The organism is Chromohalobacter beijerinckii (genome assembly GCF_023061185.1).
GTDB classification, from domain to species: Bacteria; Pseudomonadota; Gammaproteobacteria; order Pseudomonadales; family Halomonadaceae; genus Chromohalobacter; species Chromohalobacter beijerinckii.
This window is the reverse complement of the sequence record NZ_JAKGAK010000004.1, coordinates 81877-108063: the sequence shown is the minus strand read 5'-3', so window position 1 is coordinate 108063 and position 26187 is coordinate 81877. Positions and strand designations below refer to the sequence as shown.

The 26187-nt window shown below is 60.5% G+C and carries 22 protein-coding genes; 12 read left to right on the top strand and 10 right to left on the bottom strand.

Translation table 11 applies throughout. The features are described 5' to 3' along the window. Nucleotides 1-103: 103 nt before the first annotated feature. The 4 genes from L1075_RS05460 to L1075_RS05445 all read left to right on the top strand — a co-directional run bounded on the left by L1075_RS05460 (nucleotide 104) and on the right by L1075_RS05445 (nucleotide 3730). Nucleotides 104-619: an FxsA family protein gene (locus tag L1075_RS05460; protein WP_040241714.1), complete on the top strand. Its 516-nt coding sequence runs from the start codon at nucleotides 104-106 to the stop codon at nucleotides 617-619. 179 nt (nucleotides 620-798) lie between these two features. After that, a complete protein-coding gene (locus tag L1075_RS05455) occupies nucleotides 799-1089 on the top strand; it encodes a co-chaperone GroES (protein WP_040241717.1) in 291 nt (96 codons plus the stop codon). Between the two features lie 76 nt (nucleotides 1090-1165). Beyond that, nucleotides 1166-2809 carry a chaperonin GroEL gene (gene groL, locus L1075_RS05450; protein ID WP_040241719.1) on the top strand — a complete coding sequence of 548 codons (1644 nt, stop codon included), beginning with the start codon at nucleotides 1166-1168 and terminating at the stop codon, nucleotides 2807-2809. 183 nt (nucleotides 2810-2992) lie between these two features. Next, nucleotides 2993-3730, top strand: a complete 738-nt coding sequence (locus tag L1075_RS05445; protein ID WP_246894203.1) for an RNA methyltransferase — start codon at nucleotides 2993-2995, stop codon at nucleotides 3728-3730. Between the two features lie 132 nt (nucleotides 3731-3862). Here L1075_RS05445 and rpsA read toward each other — a convergent pair whose 3' ends face one another. The 6 genes from rpsA to gyrA form a co-directional block, all read right to left on the bottom strand. After that, the gene (gene rpsA, locus L1075_RS05440; RefSeq protein WP_075369788.1) at nucleotides 3863-5545 is read right to left on the bottom strand and encodes a 30S ribosomal protein S1; all 1683 of its coding nucleotides are present in this window, start codon (nucleotides 5543-5545) and stop codon (nucleotides 3863-3865) included. Nucleotides 5546-5739: 194 nt separating this feature from the next. Continuing rightward, nucleotides 5740-6438: a (d)CMP kinase gene (cmk, locus tag L1075_RS05435; protein ID WP_246940619.1), complete on the bottom strand. Its 699-nt coding sequence runs from the start codon at nucleotides 6436-6438 to the stop codon at nucleotides 5740-5742. Then, nucleotides 6435-8687 carry a bifunctional prephenate dehydrogenase/3-phosphoshikimate 1-carboxyvinyltransferase gene (locus L1075_RS05430; RefSeq protein ID WP_246940617.1) on the bottom strand — a complete coding sequence of 751 codons (2253 nt, stop codon included), beginning with the start codon at nucleotides 8685-8687 and terminating at the stop codon, nucleotides 6435-6437. The genes cmk and L1075_RS05430 overlap by 4 nt, the downstream gene beginning before the upstream one ends. Continuing rightward, nucleotides 8688-9809 carry a prephenate dehydratase gene (gene pheA, locus L1075_RS05425; RefSeq protein WP_371399733.1) on the bottom strand — a complete coding sequence of 374 codons (1122 nt, stop codon included), beginning with the start codon at nucleotides 9807-9809 and terminating at the stop codon, nucleotides 8688-8690. Next, the gene (gene serC, locus L1075_RS05420; protein ID WP_040242145.1) at nucleotides 9802-10887 is read right to left on the bottom strand and encodes a 3-phosphoserine/phosphohydroxythreonine transaminase; all 1086 of its coding nucleotides are present in this window, start codon (nucleotides 10885-10887) and stop codon (nucleotides 9802-9804) included. Before serC ends, pheA begins: the two co-directional genes overlap by 8 nt. 55 nt (nucleotides 10888-10942) lie before the next feature. Then, nucleotides 10943-13639, bottom strand: a complete 2697-nt coding sequence (gene gyrA, locus L1075_RS05415; protein WP_246894207.1) for a DNA gyrase subunit A — start codon at nucleotides 13637-13639, stop codon at nucleotides 10943-10945. 355 nt (nucleotides 13640-13994) lie between these two features. On the opposite strand from gyrA, the gene L1075_RS05410 reads away from it, so the two are divergent. Together L1075_RS05410 and L1075_RS05405 are read left to right on the top strand one after the other, a co-directional pair. Then, nucleotides 13995-14921 carry a recombination-associated protein RdgC gene (locus L1075_RS05410; protein ID WP_178997221.1) on the top strand — a complete coding sequence of 309 codons (927 nt, stop codon included), beginning with the start codon at nucleotides 13995-13997 and terminating at the stop codon, nucleotides 14919-14921. Further along, nucleotides 14918-16096 carry a 1-acyl-sn-glycerol-3-phosphate acyltransferase gene (locus L1075_RS05405; RefSeq protein ID WP_178997219.1) on the top strand — a complete coding sequence of 393 codons (1179 nt, stop codon included), beginning with the start codon at nucleotides 14918-14920 and terminating at the stop codon, nucleotides 16094-16096. Before L1075_RS05410 ends, L1075_RS05405 begins: the two co-directional genes overlap by 4 nt. Nucleotides 16097-16100: 4 nt before the next feature. On the opposite strand, the gene L1075_RS05400 is transcribed toward L1075_RS05405, so the two are convergent. Next, a complete protein-coding gene (locus tag L1075_RS05400; RefSeq protein ID WP_178997217.1) occupies nucleotides 16101-17582 on the bottom strand; it encodes a TrkH family potassium uptake protein in 1482 nt (493 codons plus the stop codon). Nucleotides 17583-17851: 269 nt separating this feature from the next. On the opposite strand from L1075_RS05400, the gene L1075_RS05395 reads away from it, so the two are divergent. Then, entirely contained in the window at nucleotides 17852-18139 is a 288-nt protein-coding gene (locus L1075_RS05395; RefSeq protein ID WP_246940614.1) for a hypothetical protein, read from the top strand. A 115-nt stretch (nucleotides 18140-18254) separates the two neighbouring features. Here L1075_RS05395 and L1075_RS05390 read toward each other — a convergent pair whose 3' ends face one another. Continuing rightward, complete coding sequence (locus L1075_RS05390) at nucleotides 18255-18692, bottom strand: pilin (protein ID WP_246940612.1); 438 nt, start codon at nucleotides 18690-18692, stop codon at nucleotides 18255-18257. A gap of 344 nt (nucleotides 18693-19036) precedes the next feature. Between L1075_RS05390 and pilB the strand changes: the two genes are divergently transcribed. From pilB to yacG, 5 genes are all read left to right on the top strand, one after another. After that, nucleotides 19037-20779: a type IV-A pilus assembly ATPase PilB gene (gene pilB, locus L1075_RS05385; RefSeq protein WP_246940609.1), complete on the top strand. Its 1743-nt coding sequence runs from the start codon at nucleotides 19037-19039 to the stop codon at nucleotides 20777-20779. A 32-nt stretch (nucleotides 20780-20811) separates the two neighbouring features. Next, on the top strand, nucleotides 20812-22044 hold the full coding sequence (locus tag L1075_RS05380; protein WP_246940606.1) for a type II secretion system F family protein: 1233 nt from the start codon (nucleotides 20812-20814) through the stop codon (nucleotides 22042-22044). A gap of 70 nt (nucleotides 22045-22114) precedes the next feature. Next, a complete protein-coding gene (locus L1075_RS05375) occupies nucleotides 22115-22957 on the top strand; it encodes a prepilin peptidase (RefSeq protein ID WP_378111451.1) in 843 nt (280 codons plus the stop codon). Between the two features lie 10 nt (nucleotides 22958-22967). After that, complete coding sequence (gene coaE, locus L1075_RS05370; protein WP_178997206.1) at nucleotides 22968-23606, top strand: dephospho-CoA kinase; 639 nt, start codon at nucleotides 22968-22970, stop codon at nucleotides 23604-23606. A 1-nt stretch (nucleotide 23607) separates the two neighbouring features. Beyond that, a complete protein-coding gene (gene yacG, locus L1075_RS05365; RefSeq protein WP_178997204.1) occupies nucleotides 23608-23841 on the top strand; it encodes a DNA gyrase inhibitor YacG in 234 nt (77 codons plus the stop codon). Nucleotides 23842-23913: 72 nt separating this feature from the next. On the opposite strand, the gene L1075_RS05360 is transcribed toward yacG, so the two are convergent. Together L1075_RS05360 and argJ are read right to left on the bottom strand one after the other, a co-directional pair. Further along, the gene (locus tag L1075_RS05360) at nucleotides 23914-24858 is read right to left on the bottom strand and encodes a Nudix family hydrolase (RefSeq protein ID WP_246940604.1); all 945 of its coding nucleotides are present in this window, start codon (nucleotides 24856-24858) and stop codon (nucleotides 23914-23916) included. A gap of 106 nt (nucleotides 24859-24964) precedes the next feature. Next, nucleotides 24965-26173, bottom strand: a complete 1209-nt coding sequence (gene argJ, locus L1075_RS05355) for a bifunctional glutamate N-acetyltransferase/amino-acid acetyltransferase ArgJ (RefSeq protein WP_246940601.1) — start codon at nucleotides 26171-26173, stop codon at nucleotides 24965-24967. Nucleotides 26174-26187 lie beyond the last annotated feature (14 nt).

The following is a 26187-nucleotide window of genomic DNA, read 5'->3' as shown; positions in this document are numbered from 1 at the left end:
CTCCACGAAGCAATCACAGCGTGCTTGCATCACCGCGCCGTTTCCCTTGCAATTCACACGCATGCCACCATCTACTGGAAAGTTGAGATCACACGGAGCCGCCATGCCACTGTTACTTTTCATTACGCTTTTCGGGCTACTCGATTTCGTAGTGCTGTTCGCAATCGGAGGGCAGATCGGTCTGCTTCCGACGCTGGCATTGGTACTGCTGTCCGGGGCCCTGGGTCTCCACCTGATTCGCCGCGAAGGGGTGCAGACGCTACAACGCGCCCAGAGCCGTTTTGCTCAGGGAGAACTTCCTTCGGACGAGCTGATTACCGGGGCCGCTCTGATCTTCGGCGGCGCATTACTGGTCGCTCCCGGCTTCCTGTCAGACGGCTTGGGGCTGCTTTGCCTCATCCCGAGTAGCCGTCGTTTGCTGGGCCGAGGGCTTCAACGCGGTGGATGGCGCGGCCGAATTTTTACGATGGGCTCCGGTGGCGCGACTCAGGAGAAAACCACGGGCAATGATTGGCACGAGCACACGCGGCGCTCGGATAAAGCCTCGCAAAACAGCCAAACGAATGACGAGCAACCGATCGAAGGCGACTACATAGGGAAGGACGATTCCCGGCATTGAAAAAATTCATGAAGGGCCCTTGAAAGTGGATACGTCGACCCAATCAAGCCTCTAACAGATGATTCGGCCGTAACGCCTTGATGCGTCGGCCTTATAAACAGAAGGCACTGCCTTCACCCTTGGGCTTGGCTCAACGGGATTATCCTATGATCCATAGAACCATCAGGAGAACGTGAGCAATGAAAATCCGTCCTTTGCACGATCGCGTCGTCGTCCGTCGCATGGAAGAAGAGCAAAAGACCGCTGGCGGCATCGTGCTTCCGGGTAACGCTCAAGAGAAACCGACCCGCGGTGAAGTTCTTGCTGTCGGCAACGGTCGTATTCTCGAAAATGGCGAAGTGCGCCCGCTGGACGTCAAGGTGGGTGACACGGTGATTTTCAAGGATGGCTTTGGCGTCGAGAAAGAAAAAATCGACGGTGAAGAAGTCCTGATCATGAGCGAAAGCGATATTCTGGCCGTTGCCGAGTAATTCACAACGCTCACCAGTCACATTTTCGTTTCACGTTTGCGCGACTTGATCGCGCCATTAATGGGAAGAGCTAGAAATGGCAGCTAAACAGATCAAATTCTCCGATGATGCCCGCAAGCGCATGGCGCGCGGCGTTAATATCCTGGCCGACGCCGTCAAGGTCACCCTCGGGCCCAAAGGCCGTAACGTCGTACTGGAAAAATCCTTCGGCTCACCGACCGTGACCAAAGACGGGGTTTCCGTCGCCAAGGAAATCGAGCTCAAGGACAAGTTCGAGAACATGGGCGCGCAGATGGTCAAGGAAGTTGCTTCCAAGACCTCTGATGTGGCCGGTGATGGCACCACTACCGCAACCGTTCTCGCCCAGTCGATCGTCACTGAAGGCATGAAAGGCGTGACAGCGGGCATGAACCCGATGGATCTCAAGCGTGGTATCGACCAGGCCGTCGATGCTGCCGTCAAGGAAATCCAGTCGCTTTCCGTCCCGTGCACCGACGCCAAGGCCATCGCCCAGGTGGGTACCATTTCTGCGAATGGCGACAAGCGTATCGGTGAGATCATCGCCGACGCTATGCAGAAAGTCGGCAAGGAAGGCGTCATCACCGTCGACGAAGGCCGTGGCTTCGAAGATGAGCTTGAAGTCGTCGAGGGTATGCAGTTCGATCGTGGTTACCTGTCGCCTTACTTCGTGACCAACCAGGACACCATGATGGTGGAACTGGAAGATCCGTACCTGCTGATGGTCGACAAGAAGATTTCCAACATCCGCGAATTGCTGCCGGTGTTGGAAGCGGTTGCCAAGTCCGGCAAGCCGTTGGGCATCATCGCCGAGGACATCGAAGGCGAAGCGCTGGCAACATTGGTGGTCAACACCATGCGCGGCATCGTCAAGGTTGCGGCGACCAAGGCGCCCGGTTTCGGCGACCGTCGCAAGGCCATGCTGCAGGACATCGCCATTCTTACTGGCGGCACCGTGATTTCCGAGGAAGTCGGCCTGACGCTCGAGCAAGCCAACCTGGATCATCTGGGTAGCGCCAAGCGCGTCACCATGTCCAAGGAAAACACCACCATCATCGATGGTTCCGGTGTCGAGTCCGACATCGAAGCGCGTGTCAGCCAGATCCGCGCTCAGATCGAAGACACCAGCTCCGACTACGACCGTGAAAAACTTCAGGAACGTGTCGCCAAGCTGGCCGGCGGTGTTGCCGTCATCCGTGTGGGCGCCGCGACCGAGTTCGAGATGAAGGAGAAGAAGGCCCGCGTCGAAGATGCGCTGCACTCCACACGTGCTGCCGTCGAAGAAGGCGTGGTGCCTGGCGGTGGTACCGCACTGGTACGCATCCTTGGCAATCTCGCCAACCTCAAGGGTGAGAACGAAGACCAGACCCACGGCATTGCCATTGCCCTGCGTGCCATGGAATCGCCGCTGCGTCAGATCGTGACCAACGCGGGTCAGGAAGCGTCCATCATCGTCAATCAGGTCAAGGCCGGTGAAGGTAACTACGGTTACAACGCACAAACCGGTGAGTATGGCGACCTGTTCGAAATGGGCGTTCTCGATCCTGCCAAGGTCACGCGTAGCGCGATGCAGTCTGCAGGCTCCGTGGCTGGCTTGATGATCACCACCGAAGCCATGATCGCCGACGATCCGGACGAGAAGGAAGCCGGCGGTGGCGCACCGGACATGGGCGGCATGGGAGGCATGGGCGGCATGATGTAATCGCCGCCTACCGACTCCCGGGCGCTGTCCCGTGACTCGAACCCCTGCCGGGCAACCGGCGGGGGTTTTTCATGTCAGGACATAGCTCAGCCGTAGCCCGTAGCCCGTAGCCCGTAGCCCGTAGCCCGTAGCCCGTAGCCCAAGTACACTATCGCCCTGCCCTAGACTGCCTCGCGATTTTCTATGCTCTCCAATATACGTATCGTACTCGTTCAGACATTCCATCCCGGCAACATTGGCCAAGCCGCTCGCGCGATGAAAACCATGGGTCTGAGTGACCTAGTGTTGGTCAATCCCCGTTGCTTTCCCGACGAAGAGGCCACTCGGCTGGCCGCTGGCGCCACCGATGTGCTCGACAACGCGCGTGTCGTCGAGCACATTTCACAAGCCGTCGAAGATTGCGTTCAAGTCGTCGGCGCCAGCGCCCGTCTGCGCAGCCTCCCTCTACCCCATTTCGACGATCCCGAGCCCATGGCCGTGCAAATGGTCGAGCATGCGCATGAAGCCCCCGTGGCACTCGTGTTCGGCCGCGAGCGCTTCGGCCTGACTAACGATGAAATTCGGCATTGCACGCATCAGGTCAGCATTCCCGCCAACCCCGATTACGGTGTACTCAATCTGGCACAAGCCGTGCAGATACTCGCCTACGAAGTACGCCGTGCATGGCGCCATCAAACACCGAGCGCCGCTCAGCCCAAGTCCAAGCAGCCCGCCTTGCCGACACGCGAACAAATGGCTCACTTCGAGACGCACCTGCACCAAGCCCTGTCGTCCTCGGGGTTCCTGACTCAGCCTCATGCGCGCACTGAAGACCATCTACGCGCACTTTTCTCCCGTGCTCAACCTACTCGAAAGGAGCTCTCCATCCTGCGCGGCGTCTTGACGACATTGGAGAAAGCCGGCACAAAACGCGATGACTGAGGCAAAAACCAGCCAACCCTTGGTATGAGCCGTTTGGCAGGCACAAAAAACCGCACCTCCAGGAGGTGCGGTTTTTTGTACGGCTCAAATAAAGCGCTCGCCGCCGCGTCGAAGACGCGACGGCGACGTGGCTTATTCGCCGCCCATCTGCTGCTTGATCAAATCACCGATGGTGGTCGGGCCTGTTGACTCCGGCTCAGCTTCCTGATCGCGCAGTTTGCCCATCGCACGGCGTGTATCGACCTGATCCTTCGCCTTCACGGACAGGTTGATCGCACGATTCTTGCGATCGACACCGACGATCTTGGCTTCGACGCTATCGCCTTCGTTGAGCACGTTGCGTGCATCTTCGACGCGATCGGGACTGATCTCGGAAGCCTTGAGTACCGCTACGACATCAGTGGCCAACTCGACGTGCGCTTCCTTCGCATCGACTTCGACAACGCGACCGGTGACGATGGCACCCTTATCGTTGACGGCCAAGTACTCGGAGACCGGATCGGTTTCGAGTTGCTTGATGCCGAGCGAGATACGCTCACGTTCCGGATCGATCGACAGGATGACCGCTTCGGCTTCGTCGCCCTTCTTGAACTTGCGCACGGCTTCTTCGCCGGTTTCGCTCCAAGAAATATCGGACAAGTGGACCAGACCGTCGATGCCACCTTCCAAGCCGATGAAGATACCGAAATCGGTGATCGACTTGATGGTACCCGAAACGCGATCGCCCTTGTTATAGCGCGCGCTGAAGTCTTCCCACGGGTTAGTGGTGCACTGCTTGATGCCCAAGGAGATACGACGACGTTCTTCGTCGATATCCAGCACCATGACTTCCACGTCATCGCCGACCTGGACGACTTTCGAGGGATGGATGTTCTTGTTGGTCCAGTCCATTTCCGAGACGTGGACCAAGCCTTCGACACCTTCCTCGAGCTCGGCAAAGCAGCCGTAGTCGGTCAGGTTGGTGACGCGGGCATTGACGCGGGTGTTTTCCGGATAACGATCCTTGATGTTGACCCACGGATCTTCGCCCAGCTGCTTCAAGCCGAGAGACACACGGTTGCGCTCGCGATCGAACTTGAGCACCTTGACGTTGACCTCATCACCAACAGCCACGATCTCGCTGGGATGCTTGATGCGCTTCCACGCCATGTCGGTGATGTGCAGCAGGCCATCGACGCCGCCCAGGTCGACGAACGCACCGTAGTCGGTGAGGTTCTTGACGATACCGTCGATCTGCTGACCTTCCTGAAGCGTAGACAGAAGCGCTTCACGCTCGGCACTGTTCTCGGCTTCGAGAACGGCACGGCGCGAGACCACGACGTTATTACGCTTGGGATCGAGCTTGATGACCTTGAAGTCCAGCTCTTTGTGCTCGAGGTGAGCAGTATCGCGAACCGGACGGACGTCGACGAGAGAACCGGGCAGGAAAGCGCGGATGGAGGAAACGTCGACCGTGAAGCCGCCCTTGACCTTGCCGTTGATCACGCCCTTGACGATTTCGTCCTTCTCGAAGGCCGCTTCCAGCTCTTTCCAGGCCTCGGCACGCTTGGCCTTTTCGCGAGACAAGCGCGTCTCGCCGAAGCCGTCTTCGACGGCTTCAAGGGCAACCTTGACTTCATCGCCTACGGAGATGGTCAATTCGCCGTTGTCATCACGGAACTGCGCCACGGGGATTTGCCCCTCGGACTTCAGACCCGCGTTGACGGTAATCCAGTCACCTTCGATGTCGACCACGGTTGCCATGACAATGGCACCGGGTTCCATGTTGATGTCCTGGAGAGACTGTTCGAACAGTTCAGCAAAGCTTTCGCTCATGTTGTTCCTACGTGATCAACGTTAATAGCGGCCAGGCCGCTCATTCTCCGCACCACCAGCAAGCGCGGGCCTTTCCTACATACCCCTGGGAACGTTGGCGCTGGTTCGACCTGCGAAGGCTCTCGGTTATCGCCCGCGCACGTCATGACGTCTGACCAGGGTCTCCGGATGGGTGCCCGTTTCACCCCAGCTACTCAGTTCGGGAGGCCGAGCCTACGTGCACTGAGCAGCCTTTCGATACACTCCACCACGTCCGGTATCGCAAGGCTCGTACTATCCAACAAAACGGCATCGTCTGCCGGCTTGAGTGGCGCCACTGCACGTTGCATGTCGCGCTCGTCACGAGCCTTAATTTCCTCTAGAAGACTCGTTAGATTAGCATCCCGACCGGCATTCAGCAACTGTTCATAGCGTCGCCGCGCCCGCTCTTCCGCCGAGGCCGTCAGGTAGACTTTCAGGGGCGCATGGGGGAATACCACCGTGCCCATATCCCGTCCATCCGCCACTAGCCCTGGCAGGTCGCGAAAGTCGCGCTGGCGTGTCAGCAGCGCATCGCGCACTCGAGGTAACGATGCCACCTGTGAGGCAACGTCGCCGACCTTCTCGGTACGAATGTCGCCACTCACGTCACGACCTTCCAGCTCGATACGCGTTTCGCCATCGCACGCCACGAAGCGGACATCCAAGGTTTCGGCACACGTCGCCAGCGCGGCTTCGTCGTCCAGCGCCAAGCCATGCTTGAGTGCCGCCAGCGCCGTGAGACGATACAGTGCGCCGGAGTCCAGCAAGTGCCAGCCCAGGCGCTCGGCGATCAGGCGACTCACGGTCCCCTTGCCTGCGCCGCCGGGTCCGTCGACGGTCAGTACGGGCACGTCGCTGTGCGACAAGCTCATGACGCCTCCTGCTCTTCGAGTGACAGCCCCACGCGACGCGCCAGATCAACGAATCCCGGGAACGACGTGGCGACATTAGCGCAGTCATCGATCACGATCTCGCCCTCAGCACGCAGGGCAGCGATGGCGAAGGCCATGGCGATGCGATGATCGCCCAGGCTATCGACATGCCCGCCGCTATAATGCTCCACATGCGTATCGCTGGCGTCGGCGCGACCGACGATGTCGATGCCATCGGAATGGACGGTATTCTCAACGCCAAGAATCGCCAAACCATCGGCCATCGCCTGAATACGGTCGGATTCCTTGACGCGCAACTCCTCTGCGCCCCGCAAACGGGTCACGCCTTCGGCATTGGCCGCAGCGATGAACAGCACGGGAAACTCATCGATGGCCAGCGGCACCTGATCCACGGGGATATCGATGCCCTTGAGCGGCGCATGGCGAACACGAATGTCGGCCACCGGCTCGCCCCCGACTTCCCGGGGATTGAGAAGTTCGAGGTCGGCACCCATGGCCTTGAGGATATTGATGACCCCGATACGTGTCGGGTTGGTCCCCACATGCTCCAGGAGCAGATCCGAACCCGGCGTAATGGCCGCCGCCACCAGATAGAACGCCGCCGACGAGATATCCGACGGCACGTCGATAGGCGACGCCGTCAAGCGGCCGCCGCCCTGTAGCCAAGCTTCGTCAGCGTCGCGTTGCACCGCATAACCGAAACCGTTGAGCATACGCTCGGTATGATCGCGGGTCGGTGCCGGCTCGCGCACCCGCGTCTCACCCTCGGCATAGAGCCCCGCCAGCAAGAGACAGGATTTCACCTGGGCGCTGGCCATCGGCATGTCATAACGAATGCCGCGGAGTGCCTGGCCACCACGAATCGTCAGCGGCGGCCGGCCGCCTTCAGCCGTTTCGATCACCGCCCCCATCTCGCGCAGCGGATCGGCCACCCGGCCCATCGGCCGCTTGTTGAGCGACACATCGCCGGTCAACTCGGTATCGAAGGCCTGCCCGGCCAGCAAGCCCGCGAACAGGCGCATGGCGGTGCCCGAATTACCCACGTAAAGAGGGCCGGCAGGCGCCTTCAGGCCATGCAGGCCAACGCCATGGATGGTCACGCGCCCTTGGTGCGGGCCCTCAATGGCTACGCCCATTTCACGAAACGCCTGCAGCGTCGCCAGGCTATCCTCGCCCTCGAGGAAGCCATGCACTTCGGTCACGCCCTCGGCAAGCGCGCCGAGCATGATCGAGCGGTGAGAGATCGATTTGTCCCCCGGCACACGGATCCGACCGCGCACATTGCCACCGGGAGTCACGCGGTAACGGATATTGCGTTGTTCCATCGCTTGATAACTCGTCTGGTTCAAAAGCGTATCGAAATACTGCCGCGCATGACTGGCACGATCGAAGATCGCCAGCATGGCATCGCCATCATTGTCGGTCACGGCACGGCGCAAACGGGCGACGCCCGCTTCGAACTCATCCAGTGCGCCAAGCACCGCCTCGCGGTTGGCACTGAAGATATCGCGCCACATGACCGGATCACTACCGGCGATGCGCGTAAAGTCGCGAAAGCCCCCCGCCGCATAGCGAAAGATCTCTAGGCGCTCGTCCTGACGCGCCAGGGTGTCGACTAACGAAAACGCCAACAAATGCGGGAGATGGCTAGTGCGCGCCAAGACTTGGTCGTGGCGCGCCACGTCCATTTCCAGTAGCTCCGCCCCACACGCGGCCCATAGCACTCGTACGCGGGCCAGAGCGTCGGGATCGGTGTCAGCGCGCGGGGTCAGTATCACCTTGTGGCGACGATAAAGCGCGGGATTGGACGCCGCCACGCCGCTTTTTTCGGACCCGGCGATCGGGTGCCCCAGCACGAAGCGCGGCGGAATATCACCGAAGACCCGCTCGACCGACGCCTCGATAGCACCTTTGGTACTGCCGACATCGGTGATCACCTGATCGCCAAGATGCGGCGCTAATTCACGCAGCACGGCCTCTATCGCCAACACCGGCACCGCCAGCACAATCAAGCTGCTTTCGGCTACCCAGGGTGCCAGCTCGGTGCTGCCAGCGTCGACCAGCCCCATATCGATGCCGCTCGTCACTTCATCGGCGTCACGATCACAGGCCAGGATACGCCCTGCAAAACCCGCTTCCTTCAAGGCCGCCGCCAGCGAACCACCAATCAGCCCCAACCCAATGATGAGGATACCGCGCTCAGCCGGCGCACAGGACTGCTCCGACATCTACAAGACACCCACAGGGTAGGACCCCAACACCTTGAGCTCAGCAGCACGCAACGTAATCTCTTCCAGCACCGCCGCGACCTGCGGATCGTCGCGATGCCCCTTGAAGTCGATGAAGAACACGTAGTTCCAGACCCCAGTGCGTGACGGCCGCGTCTCGACGCGCGTCAGGTCGATCTTGTGACGGTGGAACGGCTCGAGCAGGTCGTGCAGCGCCCCGGGCTGATTGCGCATGGCGACGACGATGGACGTCTTGTCATCATCGGAAATCGGCGTGTCCTGATGCCCGATGATCAAAAAGCGTGTCGAATTATCGGGACGATCCTCGATCTTCTCGGCGACCTTATCGAGCTCATAACGCTTCGCGGCCATGTCGCCAGCAATCGCGGCACTGTGCCATTCGCTCTTGATCAGGCGCGCCGCCTCGGCATTGGACGACACCGGCACCCGCTCGGCATTGGGATAATGAGCGTCCAGCCACTTGCGGCACTGCGCCAGGGACTGGGGATGCGAATAAATGCGCGAGATCTTGTCGCGGCGCGTATTGCTGGATACCAGTAGATGGTGGTGAATGCGCAGTACCACCTCGCCACAGATACGCAGACTGGCATCCATGAAGGTATCCAAGGTGCTATTGACGATGCCCTCGGTGGAGTTTTCCACCGGCACCACGCCAAAATGCGCGGCCCCCGCTTCCACCTCGCGAAAGACCTCATCGATGGCCGCCATCGGCAGACTCACCGCGCTGTCGCCGAAATGCTTGAGCGCCGCCTGCTGGGTGAACGTACCCTCGGGGCCGAGATAGGCCACCTTGACCGGCCGCTCCAGCGCCAGGCACGCCGACATGATCTCGCGGAACAAACGGGCCATTTCCTCGTCGTCGAGGGGGCCCTTGTTGAGCGCCATGATGCGACGCAGCACCTGAGCCTCGCGCTCGGGGCGGTAGAACGTCGCCTGCGGATCACTGTCGGTTTTCACCTGCGCTACCTGCTGTGCGCAATGCGCGCGTTCGCTGATCAGCTTGAGGATCTCGCTATCCAGCGTATCGATTCGCTCGCGCAGTGCCGGCAGGTCGGCCGACGTAATAGGGGCATTGTTATCGGACATGTCGTGATCAGCCATGGCGTCGTTCGAACTCCCGCATGAAATCGACCAGCGCGTCCACTGCCGCTTCCGGCACGGCGTTGTACAGGCTGGCACGCATGCCGCCCACGCTGCGGTGGCCCTTGAGATTCAAAAGCCCCGCCGCCTCGGCATCATTCAAGAACGCATCATTGAGCGTCTCATCGGCCAGCACGAACGGCACGTTCATGCGTGAACGATTGGGCATGGCAATGGGGCTGGAATAGAAGTCGCTGGCATCGATGGCCGCATATAACTTTTCGGATTTGCGCGCGTTGAGTCGGTCCATCGCCTCGAGCCCACCCATATCATGGCGCAACCAGTCGAAGACCAGCCCCGCCAGATACCAGGCATATGTCGGCGGCGTATTGAACATCGAGCCATTTTCAGCCATGACCCGATAGTTGAACATGGTCGGCGTGTTCGGCAGGGCGCGCTCGAGCAGGTCGTCACGCACGATGACCAAGGTCAGCCCCGCCGGGCCAATATTCTTCTGCGCCCCGGCATAGATGACGCCGAAACGGGACACATCCAACGGGCCCGAGAGAATCGACGAGGACATATCGCACACCAGCGGCACGTCGCCAATCTCGGGAATATAATCGAATTCCAGGCCACCGATCGTTTCATTGGCCGTGTAATGTAGATAGGCAGCATCCGACGACAAGACGATGTCCTCGGGTCGCGGCACCGCCGTCAACCCATTGGCTTCGCTGGAAGCCGCCACGTGCGCGCCCGCAAGATGACGCGCCTCGGCAATCGCCTTCTTGCCCCAGATACCGGTGTACAGATAGTTCGGCGTACCGCCCGTACCCAGCAGGTTATAAGGCACCATCGCGAACTGACTGGAGGCACCGCCCTGCATGAAGAGGACGCGATAATTGTCGGGCACGGCCAGCAGCGCGCGCAGGTCGCGCTCGGCACGCGCAGCGATCTCCGCAAAGGCATCGCTGCGGTGACTCATTTCCATGACCGACAAACCATGGCCCTGATAGTCGAGCAACTCGTCGCGGGCGCGCTCGAGCACGGGGTCGGGAAGTGCCGCTGGGCCGGCACAGAAGTTGAACTTGCGTGTCATCAGCGTGTTTCCAAACGTAAAGCGACCACTCCCGAAGGAGCGGCCGCATTGAGACTCAATCGCCTTGTGGCGCCTCGTCGTCATCCGGCGCGGGCGTCACCTCGTCGACCACCACCTCTTCTTCATTGGAGGCTGGCTCCTCGACCGGCTCATCGACCCGCACCGTGGCGACCAAATGCTCGCCTTCGCCGGTGCGAATCAGGGTGACTCCTTGGGTATTGCGCGAACTTACCGAGATTTCCTCGACCCGCGTGCGCACCAACGTGCCCTTGTCAGTAATCAGCATCATCTCATCGCTGTCGCGGACCTGAATCGCTGCCACCAAGGCACCGTTGCGCCGCGAGGTCTGCATGGCGATAACCCCTTGGCCACCACGTCCACGCAGCGGAAACTCATCGAGACGTGTGCGCTTGCCATAGCCATTCTCAGAGGCGGTTAGGATATAGACCTGATCTTCACTGATCGTCTGAACCGACGCTTCTTCAGCGACGTTATCGGTGTCGTCAGCCTCGGCATCGATGGTCAACGACTGCGGAATGATCAAGCTGATCACCTCGGCGTCGCCTTGCAGGCGCATGCCACGAACACCACGGGCGGTGCGTCCCATGGCGCGTGCCTTGCCTTCCTCGAAGCGAATGGCTTTGCCGTTGGACGAGAACAGCATCGCATGGTCGTTGCCGGAAGTGATCGCGGCACCGACCAGACGATCGTCCTCTTCGAGGTCGATGGCGATCAGGCCCACGCTGCGCGGCCGCGAGAATTGCTCCAGCGAGGTCCGCTTGACGGTTCCCTTGGCGGTAGCAAAGAAGATGTAGCAGTCGTCGCGGTATTCGCGTACCGGCAGGATGGCGTTGATCGACTCACCATCATCCAGTGGCAACATGTTGACCAGCGGCTTGCCACGCGAACCACGGCTGGCGTTGGGCATCTCGTAGACTTTGAGCCAGTAGACCTTACCGCGGTTGGAGAACAGCAGCATGGTGTCATGCGTCGAGGCCACCAACAGGTGCTCGATGATGTCCTCGTCTTTCATGGTGGTCGCCGACTTGCCACGTCCGCCACGCCGCTGGGCCTGGTAGTCGGAAAGCGGCTGCGTCTTGGCATAGCCGCTGCGCGAAATGGTGACCACCATGTCTTCTTCGTTGATCAGATCCTCGATGGTCAGGTCCAGATGGCTGGCCTGAATCTCGGTCTTACGGTCATCGCCGTACTGATCACGAATCGCCCCAAGCTCCTCGCGAATGACCTCTAGCAGGCGTTCCGGCGAGGCGAGAATCTCGTTGAGCTCGGCGATACGCTTGAGGATCGATAGATACTCGTCGAGCAGCTTCTCGGTTTCGAGCCCGGTCAGGCGATGCAGGCGCAATTCCAGAATGGCCTGCGCCTGGGCCGGCGACAATCGATATTCACGCTCGTTGTCGGCGAGCCCATAGCTTTCGTCGAGATCTTCCGGCTTGCAGGATGTTGCCCCGGCGCGCTCGAGCATGCCGGTCACCTGCCCCGGTTGCCAGGCACGCGCGACCAGTTTTTCCTTGGCCTCGGTCGCCGAAGGCGACGCCTTGATGAGCTCGATCACATCGTCGATGTTGGAGATCGCCACGGCCAAGCCTTCGAGGATATGACCACGGTCGCGCGCCTTCTTAAGCTCGAACAGTGTGCGCCGCGTCACCACCTCGCGACGGTGCCGAATGAATGCTTCGAGAATCTCTTTGAGGTTGAGGATCTTCGGCTGGCCGTTATCCAGCGCCACCATGTTGATGCCGAATACGGTCTGCAACTGGGTATGCGCGAACAGGTTGTTGACGACCACTTCGCCGGACTCGCCGCGCTTGACCTCGATCACCACGCGCAGGCCTTCCTTGTCGGACTCGTCGCGCAGCTCGGCGATGCCGTCGATACGCTTGTCCTTGACCAGCTCGGCGATCTTCTCGATCAAACGCGCCTTGTTCACCTGATACGGCAGTTCGGTGACGATGATGTGATCGCGCCCGGTCTTGTCGTTGTGCTCGATGGTATGACAAGCCCGCACATAGATACGCCCACGCCCAGTACGGTAGGCATCGAGAATCCCCGCGCGCCCGTTGATGATCCCGCCGGTGGGGAAATCGGGAGCTGGAATATACGCCATGAGATCGTCGATGCTGAGCGTGTAATCGTCGATCAGCGCCAGGCAACCATCGATCACCTCGCGCATATTGTGTGGCGGGATGTTGGTCGCCATGCCCACGGCGATGCCCGAGGCCCCGTTGACCAGCAGGTTAGGAACCTTGGTCGGCAGCACCTCGGGAATGCGTTCGGTGCCATCATAGTTATCGACCCAGTCGACGGTATCTTTTTCCAGGTCGGCGAGGAGCTCATGGGCAAGGCGTGCCATGCGCACCTCGGTGTAACGCATGGCCGCCGCGCTGTCGCCGTCGATGGAACCGAAGTTACCCTGGCCATCGACCAGCACATAGCGCATCGAGAATGTCTGCGCCATACGCACGATGGTGTCGTAGACCGCGCTATCCCCGTGCGGGTGATATTTACCGATCACGTCACCCACGACACGGGCCGATTTCTTGTAGGCTTTGTTCCAGTCATTGCTGAGTTCATGCATGGCGAACAATACGCGCCGATGCACGGGCTTAAGGCCATCCCGTACATCCGGCAACGCACGGCCGATGATCACACTCATGGCGTAATCGAGATACGACTGTTTAAGCTCGTCCTCGATATTGACTGGCAGAATTTCTCTGGCGATCTCACCCATGGGTCGTTCAATCCTTTGCACCGCGCCATACCATCGGTCATGGCACTGAATGAAACGAACAGCGACCTCACGAAGCACGAAGCCCCGCAAGCCACTCTTCAGCGCTCGACGCCAATGGCCGTCACAGCAATCATTGAGCTTCGATGGCGGGCCCAGCCTCAACAGGGCCCGAATCACGCCATCATACCATTTCACATGGCGATGCGGCAGGCTTGGTCAATGCAATCGCGTGCGCCGCACCAGCGCAAGAAGAACACGCTTCCTTAGATGCCGCAGAACAAGTGCATCCGCTTGGGGGAGTGGCACCCGCCCTGGCGTTTCGCCATAATGAGCCCCTTTGTGACGGAATAGGCTCATGTGGTTCAAGCACTTGCATCTCTATCGCCTGCACGACACGACACCCATCGCGCTCGAGGCACTCGAATCGGCTCTGGAGGCCTTCGCCTTTCGTCCGGTGTCGCCCAGTGAAGGCAAGCGCCTCGGCTGGCAACGCCCCGCGGGGCGACATGGTCAACAGCTCGCCCATGAGATCCAGGGCCATCGCCTGCTGTCATTGCTGCGCCAGGAGCGCCTACTGCCAGCGTCGGTGGTACGCGAGGAAGTAGAAGAACGCGCCGCCGAGCGCGAGGCTGCCGAAGGCCACCCATTACCACGCCGCGAGCGCCAGGCACTCAAGGAACAGGTCGTAGAGGAATTTCTGCCACGCGCCTTCACGCGTAGCCAGCGCATTGATATATGGTGGGACACACGGCGCGGCCTCATCGCTGTCAATTGCGCCAGCCGTGCCCGGGCCGAGGATGCTCTCGATCTGCTGCGTCAGTCGCTGGGCTCGTTGAAAGTCACGCCGCTGGCCGTGCGCCAGCTACCATCGCGCAGCATGACTGCCTGGCTCGAAGATATCGCCTCGCGCCCCGAGGGGCTGCAACTGGGCGATCAGGTCGAGCTCAAGGATGCCAATGACGATGGTGTATGGCGCGCACGTGGCATCGACCTCGACGGCGAGGAGGTGCAGAGTGTGCTCGCCAGTGGGCGTCAGGCCAGCCGCCTGGGTCTGGATGTCGAGGATCAGCTATCGCTGGTCCTGCACGATGACCTGACGCTCAAATCGCTGCGCTTCGCCGACGCCTTGCTCGACGAAGCCGCTCAACAAGAAGACGATGACGACCCCACGCTACGCCTGGAAACGGACTTCGCCCTCATGGCCCAAGTGCTCTCTGGATTCATCGAACAACTCATCGACTGGCTGGGCGGCGAAGCCGACCCGGCAGCGCCGACATCATGACGCACGCATCGACTCCCCAATCCGCTTCCCACGATTTCGACGCCATTCGTCCTTATCATGACGACGAGGTGGCGACGGTACTCGACCGCCTGGCTCACTGCGACGAATTGCTCGACGCGATCACGCACTTCCGTCTCCCCCGGCTGGCGCGCTACGCGCCGCCCGTGGCGCGTTTCATCGCGCGCCTGGGGCTGCAACACGAAATGCGCAACATCGAGAGCGTCGCCGCCTTTCAGCAACGCATCGCCCGCTACATGGCGCGAATGATCGCCACCACCACGGATGCCTTTGAGATCGAAGGGCTCGAACATCTCGACGCCGACAAGGCCTATCTGTTCATCGGCAATCATCGCGATATCGCCATGGACCCGGCGTTCGTCAATTACGCGCTCTATCAGAAAGGCCGCAATACCGTACGCATCGCGATTGGCGACAACCTGCTGCAAAAGCCGTTCGTCAATGATCTGATGCGCCTCAACAAGAGTTTCATCGTGCCGCGCTCGGCCAAGGGCAAGCGGGCGATGCTGCAGGCCTATCAAACGTTATCGCGTTATATCCGCCATTCGATCACCGCCGATAACCACTCGATCTGGATCGCTGAGCGCGAAGGGCGTGCCAAGGACGGCATCGACCGCGCCGATACCGCCATCGTCAAGATGTTAGGCATGGCCCAGCGCATGGACGGCGACGAGGCCGATATCGGCGCTGCGGTATCCGAACTACGCCTCGTGCCGGTGTCCATCAGCTACGAATACGACCCCTGCGATCTCCAGAAGGCACGCGAGCTATACGCCCGCCACACGGAAGGCCGTTACGACAAGGTCGAATTCGAGGACATTCAGTCCATCGTCGCCGGCATCACGGGCCACAAAGGCCGCATCCGTCTGACCTTCGGTACGCCCTTGGGGAGCGAGTTCGCGACCCCGGAAGCCGTCACCGAGGAAATCGATCGTCAGGTACTGGCGCACTACCATATGTTCCCCAGCCACCAACTCGCGCTTGAGGCAACGGGACTAGCGCCGGCGCTGGTCGATCTAAGCGAAGTCACCGACGCCGACCGGGCACGCTTCGAGGCACGCCTGGCCACGGTGCCGGACCATCTGCGCCATTGGTGGCTGCGCCAGTACGCCAACCCCATTCTCAACCGTGCCGGATATATCGAGGAAGACGCCTGACGCGTCACTTCCGCCAGAACGTGGGCGTCAACAGCACCAGCACGGTGAGGATTTCCAGACGCCCCATCAACATGCCCAGGCTCAGAAGCCACTTGGCGGCATCGGGCAATGACGAGAAATTCCCCGCAGGTCCGATGACCGGCCCCAGCCCGGGGCCGACGTTGGAGACAGCGGTGGCCGCCCCCGATAGCGCAGTCACCAAGTCCAGTCCCAACAGCGCTAGTCCCAACGCCAGACCCGCGATCGTCAGAAAGAAGAAGAAAGAAAAGGCGATGACCCCGCGCACGACCTCGTCGCTCAGCGGATTGTCATTGTAGCGTTGCGCGAAGACCCCTTGAGCATGTACGAGATGGCGCAGCTGGGTGAACAGCATGATGGCACCGATCTGAAAGCGGAATATTTTCATGCCGCCACTCGTGGACCCGCTACAACCGCCGACGAAGGTCAGATAAAAGAATGCGGCGACGACCAACGGCCCCCACTGGGTGTAGTCGTCGGATGCATAGCCGGTGGTGGTCACCACCGAGATGACATTGAAGGCCACCTGGGTCAACGCCTCGAAGAAAGAAGCGCCCCCGGCGACGCGATACACGGTCAACCCTAGGATCACGACGCCCAACAGCCACAGCAATCCACGCACTTGCTGGTCGCGCCACAGGACATGCGGCGTATCGCGCAGCGCGCGAATGAACAGCACGAACGGCAGCGCACCGCACAGCATGAAGAACGAGGCCAACCAAAGAATCATCGGGCGGTCATGATAAGCCCCGAAGGACGCATCCGAGTTGGCAAAGCCCCCAGTGGCCATGGAACTCATGGCATGCACGACGGCGTCCAGCGGTGTCATGCCCGCCAGGTAGTACGTCAGCATCGCCAGCAATGTCCCGCCCAGGTAGATCGCGCCACTCGCCTTGGCAATACCGCCGGCGCGCGGCAGCACCTTGTCGGACCAGTCCGATGACTCGGTCTGGAACAGGCGCATGCCGCCAACCTTGAGAAACGGCAAAATAGCGATCGCCATGACGATGATGCCGATGCCGCCCAGCCACTGCATGAGACCTCGCCATAGCTTCAAGCCATCGGAGAGGCCATCAATGCCCACCAGCACCGTCGAACCGGTGGTGGTGATCGCCGAGATGGACTCGAAGACGGCATCGGTGAAGGAAAGCTGCGGCGCCCCCAGTATCAGCGGCAAACTGGCACAGGCACTCACCAGCACCCAGCTCAGGGTGGTCAGAATGAACATCTGACGGGGCCGCAGCAGGATCTCCACGCCCCGCGTGATCAGCAACATGGTCAAAGCGGCCCCGGCGACGATGGCGATCGACAGCAGGAACGCCATGCGATCGGGATCCCCTTCCAGAGTCAGCACGATCAACGGCACCACCATGAGCATGGCCAGCACAAACAGCAGAACCGCCAGAATCCTGACCACCGGCGCACTCACCGCCAGACTGCGCATGATACGCGGATGAATCGCCGCCATCCCGTTACTCCTCGGCCTCTCGTCGCGTGTTACACGCTCCATGCCTCGCGCCCGTGCGAGACGACAAACGGAGCGACACTATAAGGGGCGGCGGGCACTTTCTCCACCCACGCGCATCATCCTCCCCGCACGCTTTTCAGCCGACGGCACGGCCGGTGCCGTCTTCCGCCACGATGTGCTATCGTCCGCGACATCGTCCTGCGAGTCGATTCGCGCCGTCGTGAACGTACGACACGCGATCCCGCATGAGCCACACGGAGAGAGCCCCCATGAGTTCCGCGTCCGAAATGCAGAAAGTCCGGATCATCAACGAGCTGCGTGAATTCATCAAGAAATTGCTGCAAGATCCGGCGATTCTCGAGCAATCGCTCACCATCGCCCGCGCCCATTACACCGACGACGGCGATAACCGGCAGATGTGGGCCACCATCGCCAACGAAATCTCGGACAATACCAGCGTGCACATCCCCGAAGACCCCAGCGAGCACTCGGAAGCCGACCGGCTGTTTCTGGAAGTGTTGAAGGAAGTCGTCGACGAGGGGAAGGCGTTGTACTGAAGCTCGAAGCTTCAAGAAGGAAGAGGGAAGGAAAAAGAGCGAAGAACGTAGGAGAGAATCTAAAAAGGCCGGCGACTGCCGGCCTTTCTCTTGTCAGGAAGCTCTTGATTATATCTCAGGGAGTGTTGGCTACACAGCTCTCGGGCACGACATCGTCGTCAATACCTTTCGATGCAGCACATTCCCATCCTCCATCATCTTGACGCTCAAGCGTCAAAGTTTCGCTGGAGAAATTACCCTCACTATCAAACGTAAAGGTCAGTGTCGGCTGGGTGGTATCATTGCTGTCATTGAATTGAGAAGCTGCGATTTTCCCGTTCTGAACTGCACTATCCGAAAGCCCAAGATCGGACACATCGCTGACAGTTTCACCCTGCTGTACCGCGAGTTCCGCCGGCGTCTGCAGTGATTTGAGGGTCGCGAGTGCAGAGCTGACTTCCGAGCGGGCGACGTAGTTCTGGTACTGCGGTATGGCGATGGCGGCGAGGATGCCGATGATCGCGACGACGATCATCAGTTCGATTAGCGTGAAACCGCGTTGCTGACGTTCCATTAAACTCTCCTGTGATCCCTTGTTGAATACCCTGCTATTCGCTTTTTGGCGAGCCCGGCGCGGGCGGATGATAACCCGTTGCGGGCGCTCCAGCGAGGCGCCGACACCATGCCGGTTTTCTGTGAGGCAGCCACCTAGGATGTTACGTTAAATTACACTTCTCATGCTGGCAAGATGATCGAGGTTAAAGTTTACCTGATTTCGGCCGATCATATACAAATACGCTAATTGACGAGTTATCTCATGCCAAGGGTCACCATGACGGTCATGCATGGGGTAGGATGCGAGAAGTCACGGGGTAGAGGCCGCCCCACCTGGTCACTCCTTTTGGTGTCGAAACGCTTATGCATTCGTCTTCATCGTCGTCTCCTACCACTCCCGGCGCGCCGCTTTTGAAAGGGCTCGCCGCACGTTTGGTCGCGGAAGGCCTTATCGAGGAATCCAAGGCGCAGCACGCCATGGAGGCCGTGCATGATACGCATCAGTCGGTGCTCGAATACGTCATCGAGCAGCGCTGGGTTTCCGCACGAGAGGCCACCCAGAGTGCCGCATGGGAATATGGCCTACCGTTCGTCGACCTGGAAGCCATCAGTACCGAGCGCCTGCCCATCGGCGAAGGACTGTCCGACACCTTGATCCGCCGTCTCGGGGTACTGCCGCTAGCGCGTGGTGAGCGCCATATCAGTGTGGCGATCCCCTCCCCCTCGACGCTGGCAAAACTCGATGAATTGCAGTTCACTACCGGACTGAGCGCCGAGGGCGTGCTGGTTGCCGCCGACCAGTTGCAGCCGGCCATCGAACGTTATCTCGTCCAGCGCGAGACGCATGGCATGCTCGAAGCCCTCGACGATGCCAGCGAGGCACTCGAGACGCTCGATCTCGATGATGTCACGCCTCTCAACGAAGAGCTCGACACCGATGATGACGACGCACCGGTGGTCCGCTTCGTGCACAAGATGATGCTCGATGCCGCCCGGCGTGGCGCGTCGGATATCCACTTCGAGCCTTATGAGTCGGCCTTCCGCATTCGGTTCCGCATCGATGGCATCCTGGTCGAGGTCGCCCGACCGCCCTTCAATCTGCGCGCCCGTCTTTCGGCACGCCTCAAGGTCATGTCGCGTCTGGATATCTCCGAGCGTCGTTTGCCGCAGGATGGCGCCATCAAGTTGCGTGTCTCAGCCTCGCGCACCATCGACTTCCGCGTCAGCACGCTGCCCACGGTACACGGCGAGAAAATCGTGCTGCGCTTGCTGGACGCCGGTGCCACGCGCCTGGGCATCGATGCACTGGGCTTCAGCGAATCGCAAAAAGCGCTATTCGAACATGCGCTCGCACAGCCGCAGGGGATGATACTCACCACCGGCCCTACCGGCAGCGGCAAAACCGTGACCCTGTATACCGGGCTCAACATCCTCAATACCGACGCGCGCAACATCGCCACCGCCGAGGACCCCGTCGAGCTCAAGCTCGACGGCATCAACCAGGTCAATGTGCTACCCAAAATCGGGCTGGATTTCGCCAGCGCACTGCGTGCTTTCCTGCGTCAGGACCCCGATGTGGTGATGGTCGGTGAGGTCCGCGACCTGGAAACAGCCGAGATCTCCGTCAAGGCCGCGCAGACCGGCCACTTGGTGCTGTCGACGCTGCATACCAACTCGGCGGCTGAAACCCTGACACGTCTGCGTAACATGGGCGTGGCGGCCTACAACATTGCAAGCTCGGTGACATTGATCGTCGCCCAGCGGCTAGTACGCCAACTTTGCCCACACTGCAAAACACCCGTCGAACTGCCTCGGGAGCTCTTCCTCGACGCAGGCTTCACGACACAAGAAATCGAGACCTCGACCTGCTATCGCGCCACGGGCTGTACGCAATGCACCCACGGCTACAAAGGGCGTGTCGGTCTCTATGAGGTACTCCCCGTCAGTGAGTCCATGAGCAAACTGATCATGGCTGACGGCAATTCATTGGAACTCGGCGAACTGGCCCGTCAAGAAGGCCATCCCGATCTGCGACGCAGCGGTCTGAGCAAAGTACTCGCGGGCATTACCAGCCTCGAGGAAATCAATCGCGTGGTGCTGGAATGAGTGACTAGGGCAAGTGACATGAGGGCAACGACATGGCGGTAGCGACACGCAGCAAGGCGCCTCGGCGCGTCGTCCTGCACCGCTGGCGGTGGAAGGGCAAGAACTCCCGCGGTGAAACCATCCAAGGCGAACTGGTCGCCGCGGATGAAATGGGCGTGCGCCAGGAACTCGGACGTCAGAATATCCTCGTCAAGCGGATTCAGCGCGTGCGCAGCCCTTTCGGGCTGGGTCGCATACGTCCGCAGGACATTACCCTGTTCGCACGCCAGATGGCGACCATGATTCGTGCCGGCATTCCCTTGCTGCAGGCGTTCAGTGTCGTGTCGGAAAGCCTCAAGCGCCCCGCCATGCATCATCTCATCGAGACGTTGATGAACGAGGTCTCGGCCGGCGCCAGCTTTTCCGAAGCACTCTCACAGCATCCGCGACATTTCGATCGCATGTTCGTCAACATGGTCGAAGCCGGCGAACAATCCGGCTCGCTGGATCGAATGCTAGAGCGTGTCGCCAGCTATAAAGAAAAGATCGACTCGCTGCGCTCCCGCGTGCGCAAAGCGCTTTATTATCCCGCCGCTGTCGTGCTCGTGGGCATGGGGGTGACCGCCCTGCTGCTGATCAAGGTCGTACCGCAATTCGAGAGCCTGTTTCGCGGCTTCGGCGCCGACCTGCCCACCTTCACGCAATTGACCATCCATCTCTCGGAGTGGGTCCAAGCCTATTGGCCGCACCTGCTTGGCGCCCTCATCGCTGCCGGCGTGCTGATACGTCTCGGTATACGGCGTTCGCCGCGCTTCGCCTATCGCGTCGATGGGCTGATGCTGCGCCTGCCGGTGATCGGCGATATCCTCGATAAGTCGTCGGTGGCACGCTTCTCGCGAACCCTGGCGACGACCTTCAGCGCCGGGGTGCCCTTGGTCGAATCATTGCATACTGCGGCAGGCTCGACCGGTAACCGCGTCTACCAGCGTGCCATCGACGAGGTGCGTGAACACGTTGCCAGTGGCCAGCAACTCAACTTCGCCATGCGCGCCACCGGGCGCTTTCCCAATCTGGCTGTGCAGATGATCGGAGTCGGCGAAGAGTCCGGCGCGCTGGACGCGATGCTCAACAAGGTCGCGGATTTCTACGAGGACGACGTCGACACCAAGGTCGACGCCCTGACATCGTTGCTCGAACCCTTCATCATCGTGGTGCTGGGCGTTCTGGTCGGTGGCCTCGTGGTATCGATGTACCTGCCGATCTTCGAGATGGGATCGGCCATCTAGGACGCTACCGCGTTTCCCAATTCATCCGCCCCGGCATTTCGCCGGGTGCGTTCGTTTCAGGAGTGGCACGTTGCTCGCCGATATCCCTTTACCGTGGCTGGCCGCAATGGCGTTCGTCCTCGGGACCTTGCTGGGCAGTTTTCTCAATGTCGTCATCGTACGCTTGCCGGTGATGCTGATGCAGCACTGGCGCCAAGAAGCACGCGATGCGCTGGCGCTTCCCGAGGAAGAGGTCGCACGCTACAACCTGTGCACGCCACGCTCGCAATGTCCGAGCTGCCGCCAGACAATCGCCTGGCACGACAACCTGCCCCTCATCGGCTGGTTCAAACGCCGGGGCCGCTGCGCGAATTGCCGGGCACGCATCAGCGTGCAATATCCGCTGATCGAATTGATGGCGGGTCTATTGATGGCGAGCGTCATCATCGTGCATGGCGCCACCTGGGCGGCTTTGGCCTGGAGCGGACTTTGCCTGGCGCTGCTGGTGCTGGCTGTCATCGATCTGCGCACCCAGTTGCTCCCCGATATCATCACGCTACCATTGCTCTGGGCTGGTCTGCTTTATCAGCTCTTCTTTCAGCCCTATATGCTCGAGAATGCCGTCGTCGGCGCAATGGCCGGTTATGTGCTTCTGTGGAGCTTTTACTGGCTTTTCAAGTGGCTGACCAAAAAGGAAGGCATGGGCTACGGTGACTTCAAGCTGTTAGCGGCGCTGGGCGCCTGGCTCGGCTGGACGATGCTGCCGATGCTACTGATGCTCTCCGCCGGGTTGGGTGCGATCATCGGGGTGCTGTTGCAGCTCTCGCTGCCACGCATGCGCGGCATGCCGCTACCATTCGGTCCCTTTCTCGCTCTCGCCGGGTGGGTCGCGGTACTCTTCGGCGCACCACTACGCGCCTGGACCGGCTTATAAGGAATTTGCCATGACATCCACCGCCCCCATCATCGGCGTGACCGGTGGCATAGCCTCGGGCAAATCCACCGTCGCCGACATGTTCGCCGAACTGGGGATTCCCTGGGTCGATGCCGACATCGTGGCACGCGATATCGTCGCGCCCGGCGAACCCGCGCTGGACGAAATCGTGGCGCGTTACGGAAACTCACTGCTCGACGTGCACGGCGAGTTGCAACGCCGCGCCTTGCGCGACATTGTGTTCGCCGATGACGGCGAGCGCCAGTGGCTGGAAAGCGTCACGCATCCGCGCATCCGCCAGCGATTGCGTGAGCGTCTCGAGGCGATACGCCAGGGCGCCGCCCCCTATGGGCTACTCGTGTCGCCGCTGCTGTTCGAGACGGATCAAGTCTCGCTGGTCGACCGCCGTCTGGTCATCGATGTTCCCGAAGCGCTTCAGGTGTCGCGCACTCAGGCACGCGATGAAGTGAGTGAAGCTCAGGCGCATGCTATCCTCGCGGCACAGATGCCCCGCCAAGAGCGGTTGGCGCTTGCCGACGACGTAATCGAGAATAATGGTGACATGACGACGCTGAAAGCGCAGGTCGCCAAGCTCGACGCACGTTATCGGCAACTATTCGATGCCACCCATCAGGAGCACTCGCTTTAGCATGACGGAGACATCCCAAGACCGCCCCCTTGAAGTCGCCTGTCCTCAGTGTCGCACCAAGGTCGCCTGGACAACCGACAACCCGTATCGCCCTTTCTGCTCGAAGCGCTGTCGCTTGCTCGACCTTGGCGCCTGGGCCGATGAATCCCACCGTATTGCGGGCGAGCCCGCTATGGACGAAACCGATCTCGACCGTTTGATCGACGATCTGGAGCGCGGCGAACCGCGCCAATAAGGCATAAACGCCAACGGCCCGCCAAAATGGCGAGCCGTTGGTATGCGATACAGCGTTGTCGCGACGAGAGCGTTATTTCCAGAGGTCGCGAATCGTCGCAATCCCTTGGGCGCCCACCGCACGCGCTTGATCGATATCGTCTCGCGTGACCCCGCCTAGCGCATAGACCGGCATACCCGCGGTTTCCACCAGCTGCTGGAAATCATGCCACCCGACCGGCGCAGCCTCTGGGTGGCTCGGGGTCACGCGCAGCGGCGAAAAGGTCACGAAATCGCAACCAATCTCGGCGGCCTGCTCGAGTTGACGGGGATCGTGCGTGGACGCTCCCAACCACTTGTCATTGGCGACTGGGCGATGCTGGAGCGCCATCAAAGTACGACTGGGCAAATGAATGCCATCGGCATCGATGCTGTCGAGCAGTGCGGGGTCGCCGTTAAGAATCAGGCGTGCCTCGTAGCGACGACAGAGCGCCAGTGCTTGCTCGGCACGCTTTAGATATGCGCTGTCATCCAACGTCTTGGCCCGCAGTTGCACCAGGCGTACGTCGTCATCACGCAAGGCGCGTTCGAGCTTGTCGAGAAATACCGTATCGTCGGCTTCCTCGTCACTGATCAGATACTCGTGCGGCAGACACACCGCGCGCAAGATCGGGTGATTGGCTTCCGGGAACGGATAATTGTTCAGCTCGTTCTGCGGCACCCAGCGCACCGCCTGGCCTTCGCGCCCAAAGGGCTCGCCCTCGAACTCATGTACCTGCCAGACATCGAGCAAAATGCGTTTGTCGGCATATTCATGGTGAACGCGAATGAGTGGTTGAGCGCGCAGGATCTCAATGCCTAGCTCTTCACGGAGTTCACGCCTGAGCGCTTCGAAACCAGTTTCGTAGGGTGCCAGCTTGCCCCCGGGGAATTCCCATAGCCCACCCTGATCGACGATCGAGGGACGGCGTGCCAGCAACACATGGCCATCCTCGCGAATGATGGCAGCCGCCGCTACGTGTACCCTTCTCTTCACCATGTTGGTCATTTCACCTTGACTGACTATTCATGATCCGCAGACCGAAGACGGCCCGCTTATCGCTGCTGCCATCCGCACTCGGCTAGCCGTTCTGTACGACTCGCACTCAGCTACGGTAGTCGGCATTGATGGAGACATAATCGTGTGACAAGTCCGACGTCCAGACCGTCGCCGCGGTATCTCCGCGTCCAAGATGGATGCGAATCGTAATCTCGGACTCGGCCATGACTGCGCTGCCCGCCTCCTCGGTATACGAAGCCGCGCGACCGCCTCGCTCGACGAGTGCCACCTCACCGAGGTCGATAGCGATACGCGACACATCCAAGTCGGGTACCGGAGCACGCCCGACCGCCGCCAAAATACGCCCCCAATTGGCGTCACTGGCATAAAGCGCCGTTTTCACCAAGGGCGAATGCGCCACGGTAAAGGCAACGTCCAACGCTTCCTGCCGATGCGTTGCCCCTTCGACCTCAAGGGTAACGAACTTGGTCGCACCCTCGGCATCACGGATGATGGCCTGCGCCAATTCTACCAGCACCTCGGTCAGCGCCGCAGCAAAGCGCGACTCGTGCTCATCGGTATCGATGCGAGCACCGCGTCCGGTGGCAGCCAATGTACAGGCATCGTTGGTAGAAGTGTCCGAGTCCACGGTGATGCAATTGAAGGAGTCATCGACGGCCCGCCGCAGCAATACCTGCAGGCGCGCGTCGTCGATGGCGGCATCGGTGAAGACGAAGCTAAGCATCGTGGCCATATCGGGCTTGATCATGCCTGAACCCTTGGCAATGCCGTTGATCGTCACCGGCTGGCCATCAATCTCGATACACGTCGTGGCGCCTTTGGCTCGCGTATCTGTCGTCAGAATGCCTTCGGCCGCGGTCTGCCAACCATCCGCCGACAACACGGCAAGCGCTTCCGGCAACGCATCGCATAGCCGCTTTACCGGCAGGGGCTCGCCGATCACGCCGGTCGAAAACGGCAAGACGGACTGCGCGGCGACACCCGCCAGCTCGCCCAGCGTCTGGCAACTCTGCTCAGCATCGAGCATGCCCTGCTCACCCGTACCGGCATTGGCGTTACCGGTATTGATCAACAGATAACGCGGCTTTGCCGCCTCGAGATGACGTCGCGCCACATGAACCGGCGCCGCGCAAAAAGCGTTGCGCGTAAACGCCGCCGCCAGCGTCGTTGACTCGGGCAACTCGATCACTACCAGATCACGGCGCCCCGCTGCCTTGATGCCTGCCATCGACGCGCCCAGGCGAATACCTTCGATGGCCGGCATCGCCGGAAAACTCGCTTCCCCCACCGCCATGTCGTCTCTCCTCA

Excerpts from the sequence above, each read along its gene's own strand:
- L1075_RS05460 (WP_040241714.1), top strand. The coding sequence starts at position 104 with ATGCCACTGTTACTTTTCATTACGCTTTTCGGGCTACTCGATTTCGTA.
- L1075_RS05455 (WP_040241717.1), top strand. The coding sequence starts at position 799 with ATGAAAATCCGTCCTTTGCACGATCGCGTCGTCGTCCGTCGCATGGAA.
- groL (WP_040241719.1), top strand. The coding sequence starts at position 1,166 with ATGGCAGCTAAACAGATCAAATTCTCCGATGATGCCCGCAAGCGCATG.
- L1075_RS05445 (WP_246894203.1), top strand. The coding sequence starts at position 2,993 with ATGCTCTCCAATATACGTATCGTACTCGTTCAGACATTCCATCCCGGC.
- rpsA (WP_075369788.1), bottom strand. The coding sequence starts at position 5,545 with ATGAGCGAAAGCTTTGCTGAACTGTTCGAACAGTCTCTCCAGGACATC.
- cmk (WP_246940619.1), bottom strand. The coding sequence starts at position 6,438 with ATGAGCTTGTCGCACAGCGACGTGCCCGTACTGACCGTCGACGGACCC.
- L1075_RS05430 (WP_246940617.1), bottom strand. The coding sequence starts at position 8,687 with ATGTCGGAGCAGTCCTGTGCGCCGGCTGAGCGCGGTATCCTCATCATT.
- pheA (WP_371399733.1), bottom strand. The coding sequence starts at position 9,809 with ATGGCTGATCACGACATGTCCGATAACAATGCCCCTATTACGTCGGCC.
- serC (WP_040242145.1), bottom strand. The coding sequence starts at position 10,887 with ATGACACGCAAGTTCAACTTCTGTGCCGGCCCAGCGGCACTTCCCGAC.
- gyrA (WP_246894207.1), bottom strand. The coding sequence starts at position 13,639 with ATGGGTGAGATCGCCAGAGAAATTCTGCCAGTCAATATCGAGGACGAG.
- L1075_RS05410 (WP_178997221.1), top strand. The coding sequence starts at position 13,995 with ATGTGGTTCAAGCACTTGCATCTCTATCGCCTGCACGACACGACACCC.
- L1075_RS05405 (WP_178997219.1), top strand. The coding sequence starts at position 14,918 with ATGACGCACGCATCGACTCCCCAATCCGCTTCCCACGATTTCGACGCC.
- L1075_RS05400 (WP_178997217.1), bottom strand. The coding sequence starts at position 17,582 with ATGGCGGCGATTCATCCGCGTATCATGCGCAGTCTGGCGGTGAGTGCG.
- L1075_RS05395 (WP_246940614.1), top strand. The coding sequence starts at position 17,852 with ATGAGTTCCGCGTCCGAAATGCAGAAAGTCCGGATCATCAACGAGCTG.
- L1075_RS05390 (WP_246940612.1), bottom strand. The coding sequence starts at position 18,692 with ATGGAACGTCAGCAACGCGGTTTCACGCTAATCGAACTGATGATCGTC.
- pilB (WP_246940609.1), top strand. The coding sequence starts at position 19,037 with ATGCATTCGTCTTCATCGTCGTCTCCTACCACTCCCGGCGCGCCGCTT.
- L1075_RS05380 (WP_246940606.1), top strand. The coding sequence starts at position 20,812 with ATGGCGGTAGCGACACGCAGCAAGGCGCCTCGGCGCGTCGTCCTGCAC.
- coaE (WP_178997206.1), top strand. The coding sequence starts at position 22,968 with ATGACATCCACCGCCCCCATCATCGGCGTGACCGGTGGCATAGCCTCG.
- yacG (WP_178997204.1), top strand. The coding sequence starts at position 23,608 with ATGACGGAGACATCCCAAGACCGCCCCCTTGAAGTCGCCTGTCCTCAG.
- L1075_RS05360 (WP_246940604.1), bottom strand. The coding sequence starts at position 24,858 with ATGGTGAAGAGAAGGGTACACGTAGCGGCGGCTGCCATCATTCGCGAG.
- argJ (WP_246940601.1), bottom strand. The coding sequence starts at position 26,173 with ATGGCGGTGGGGGAAGCGAGTTTTCCGGCGATGCCGGCCATCGAAGGT.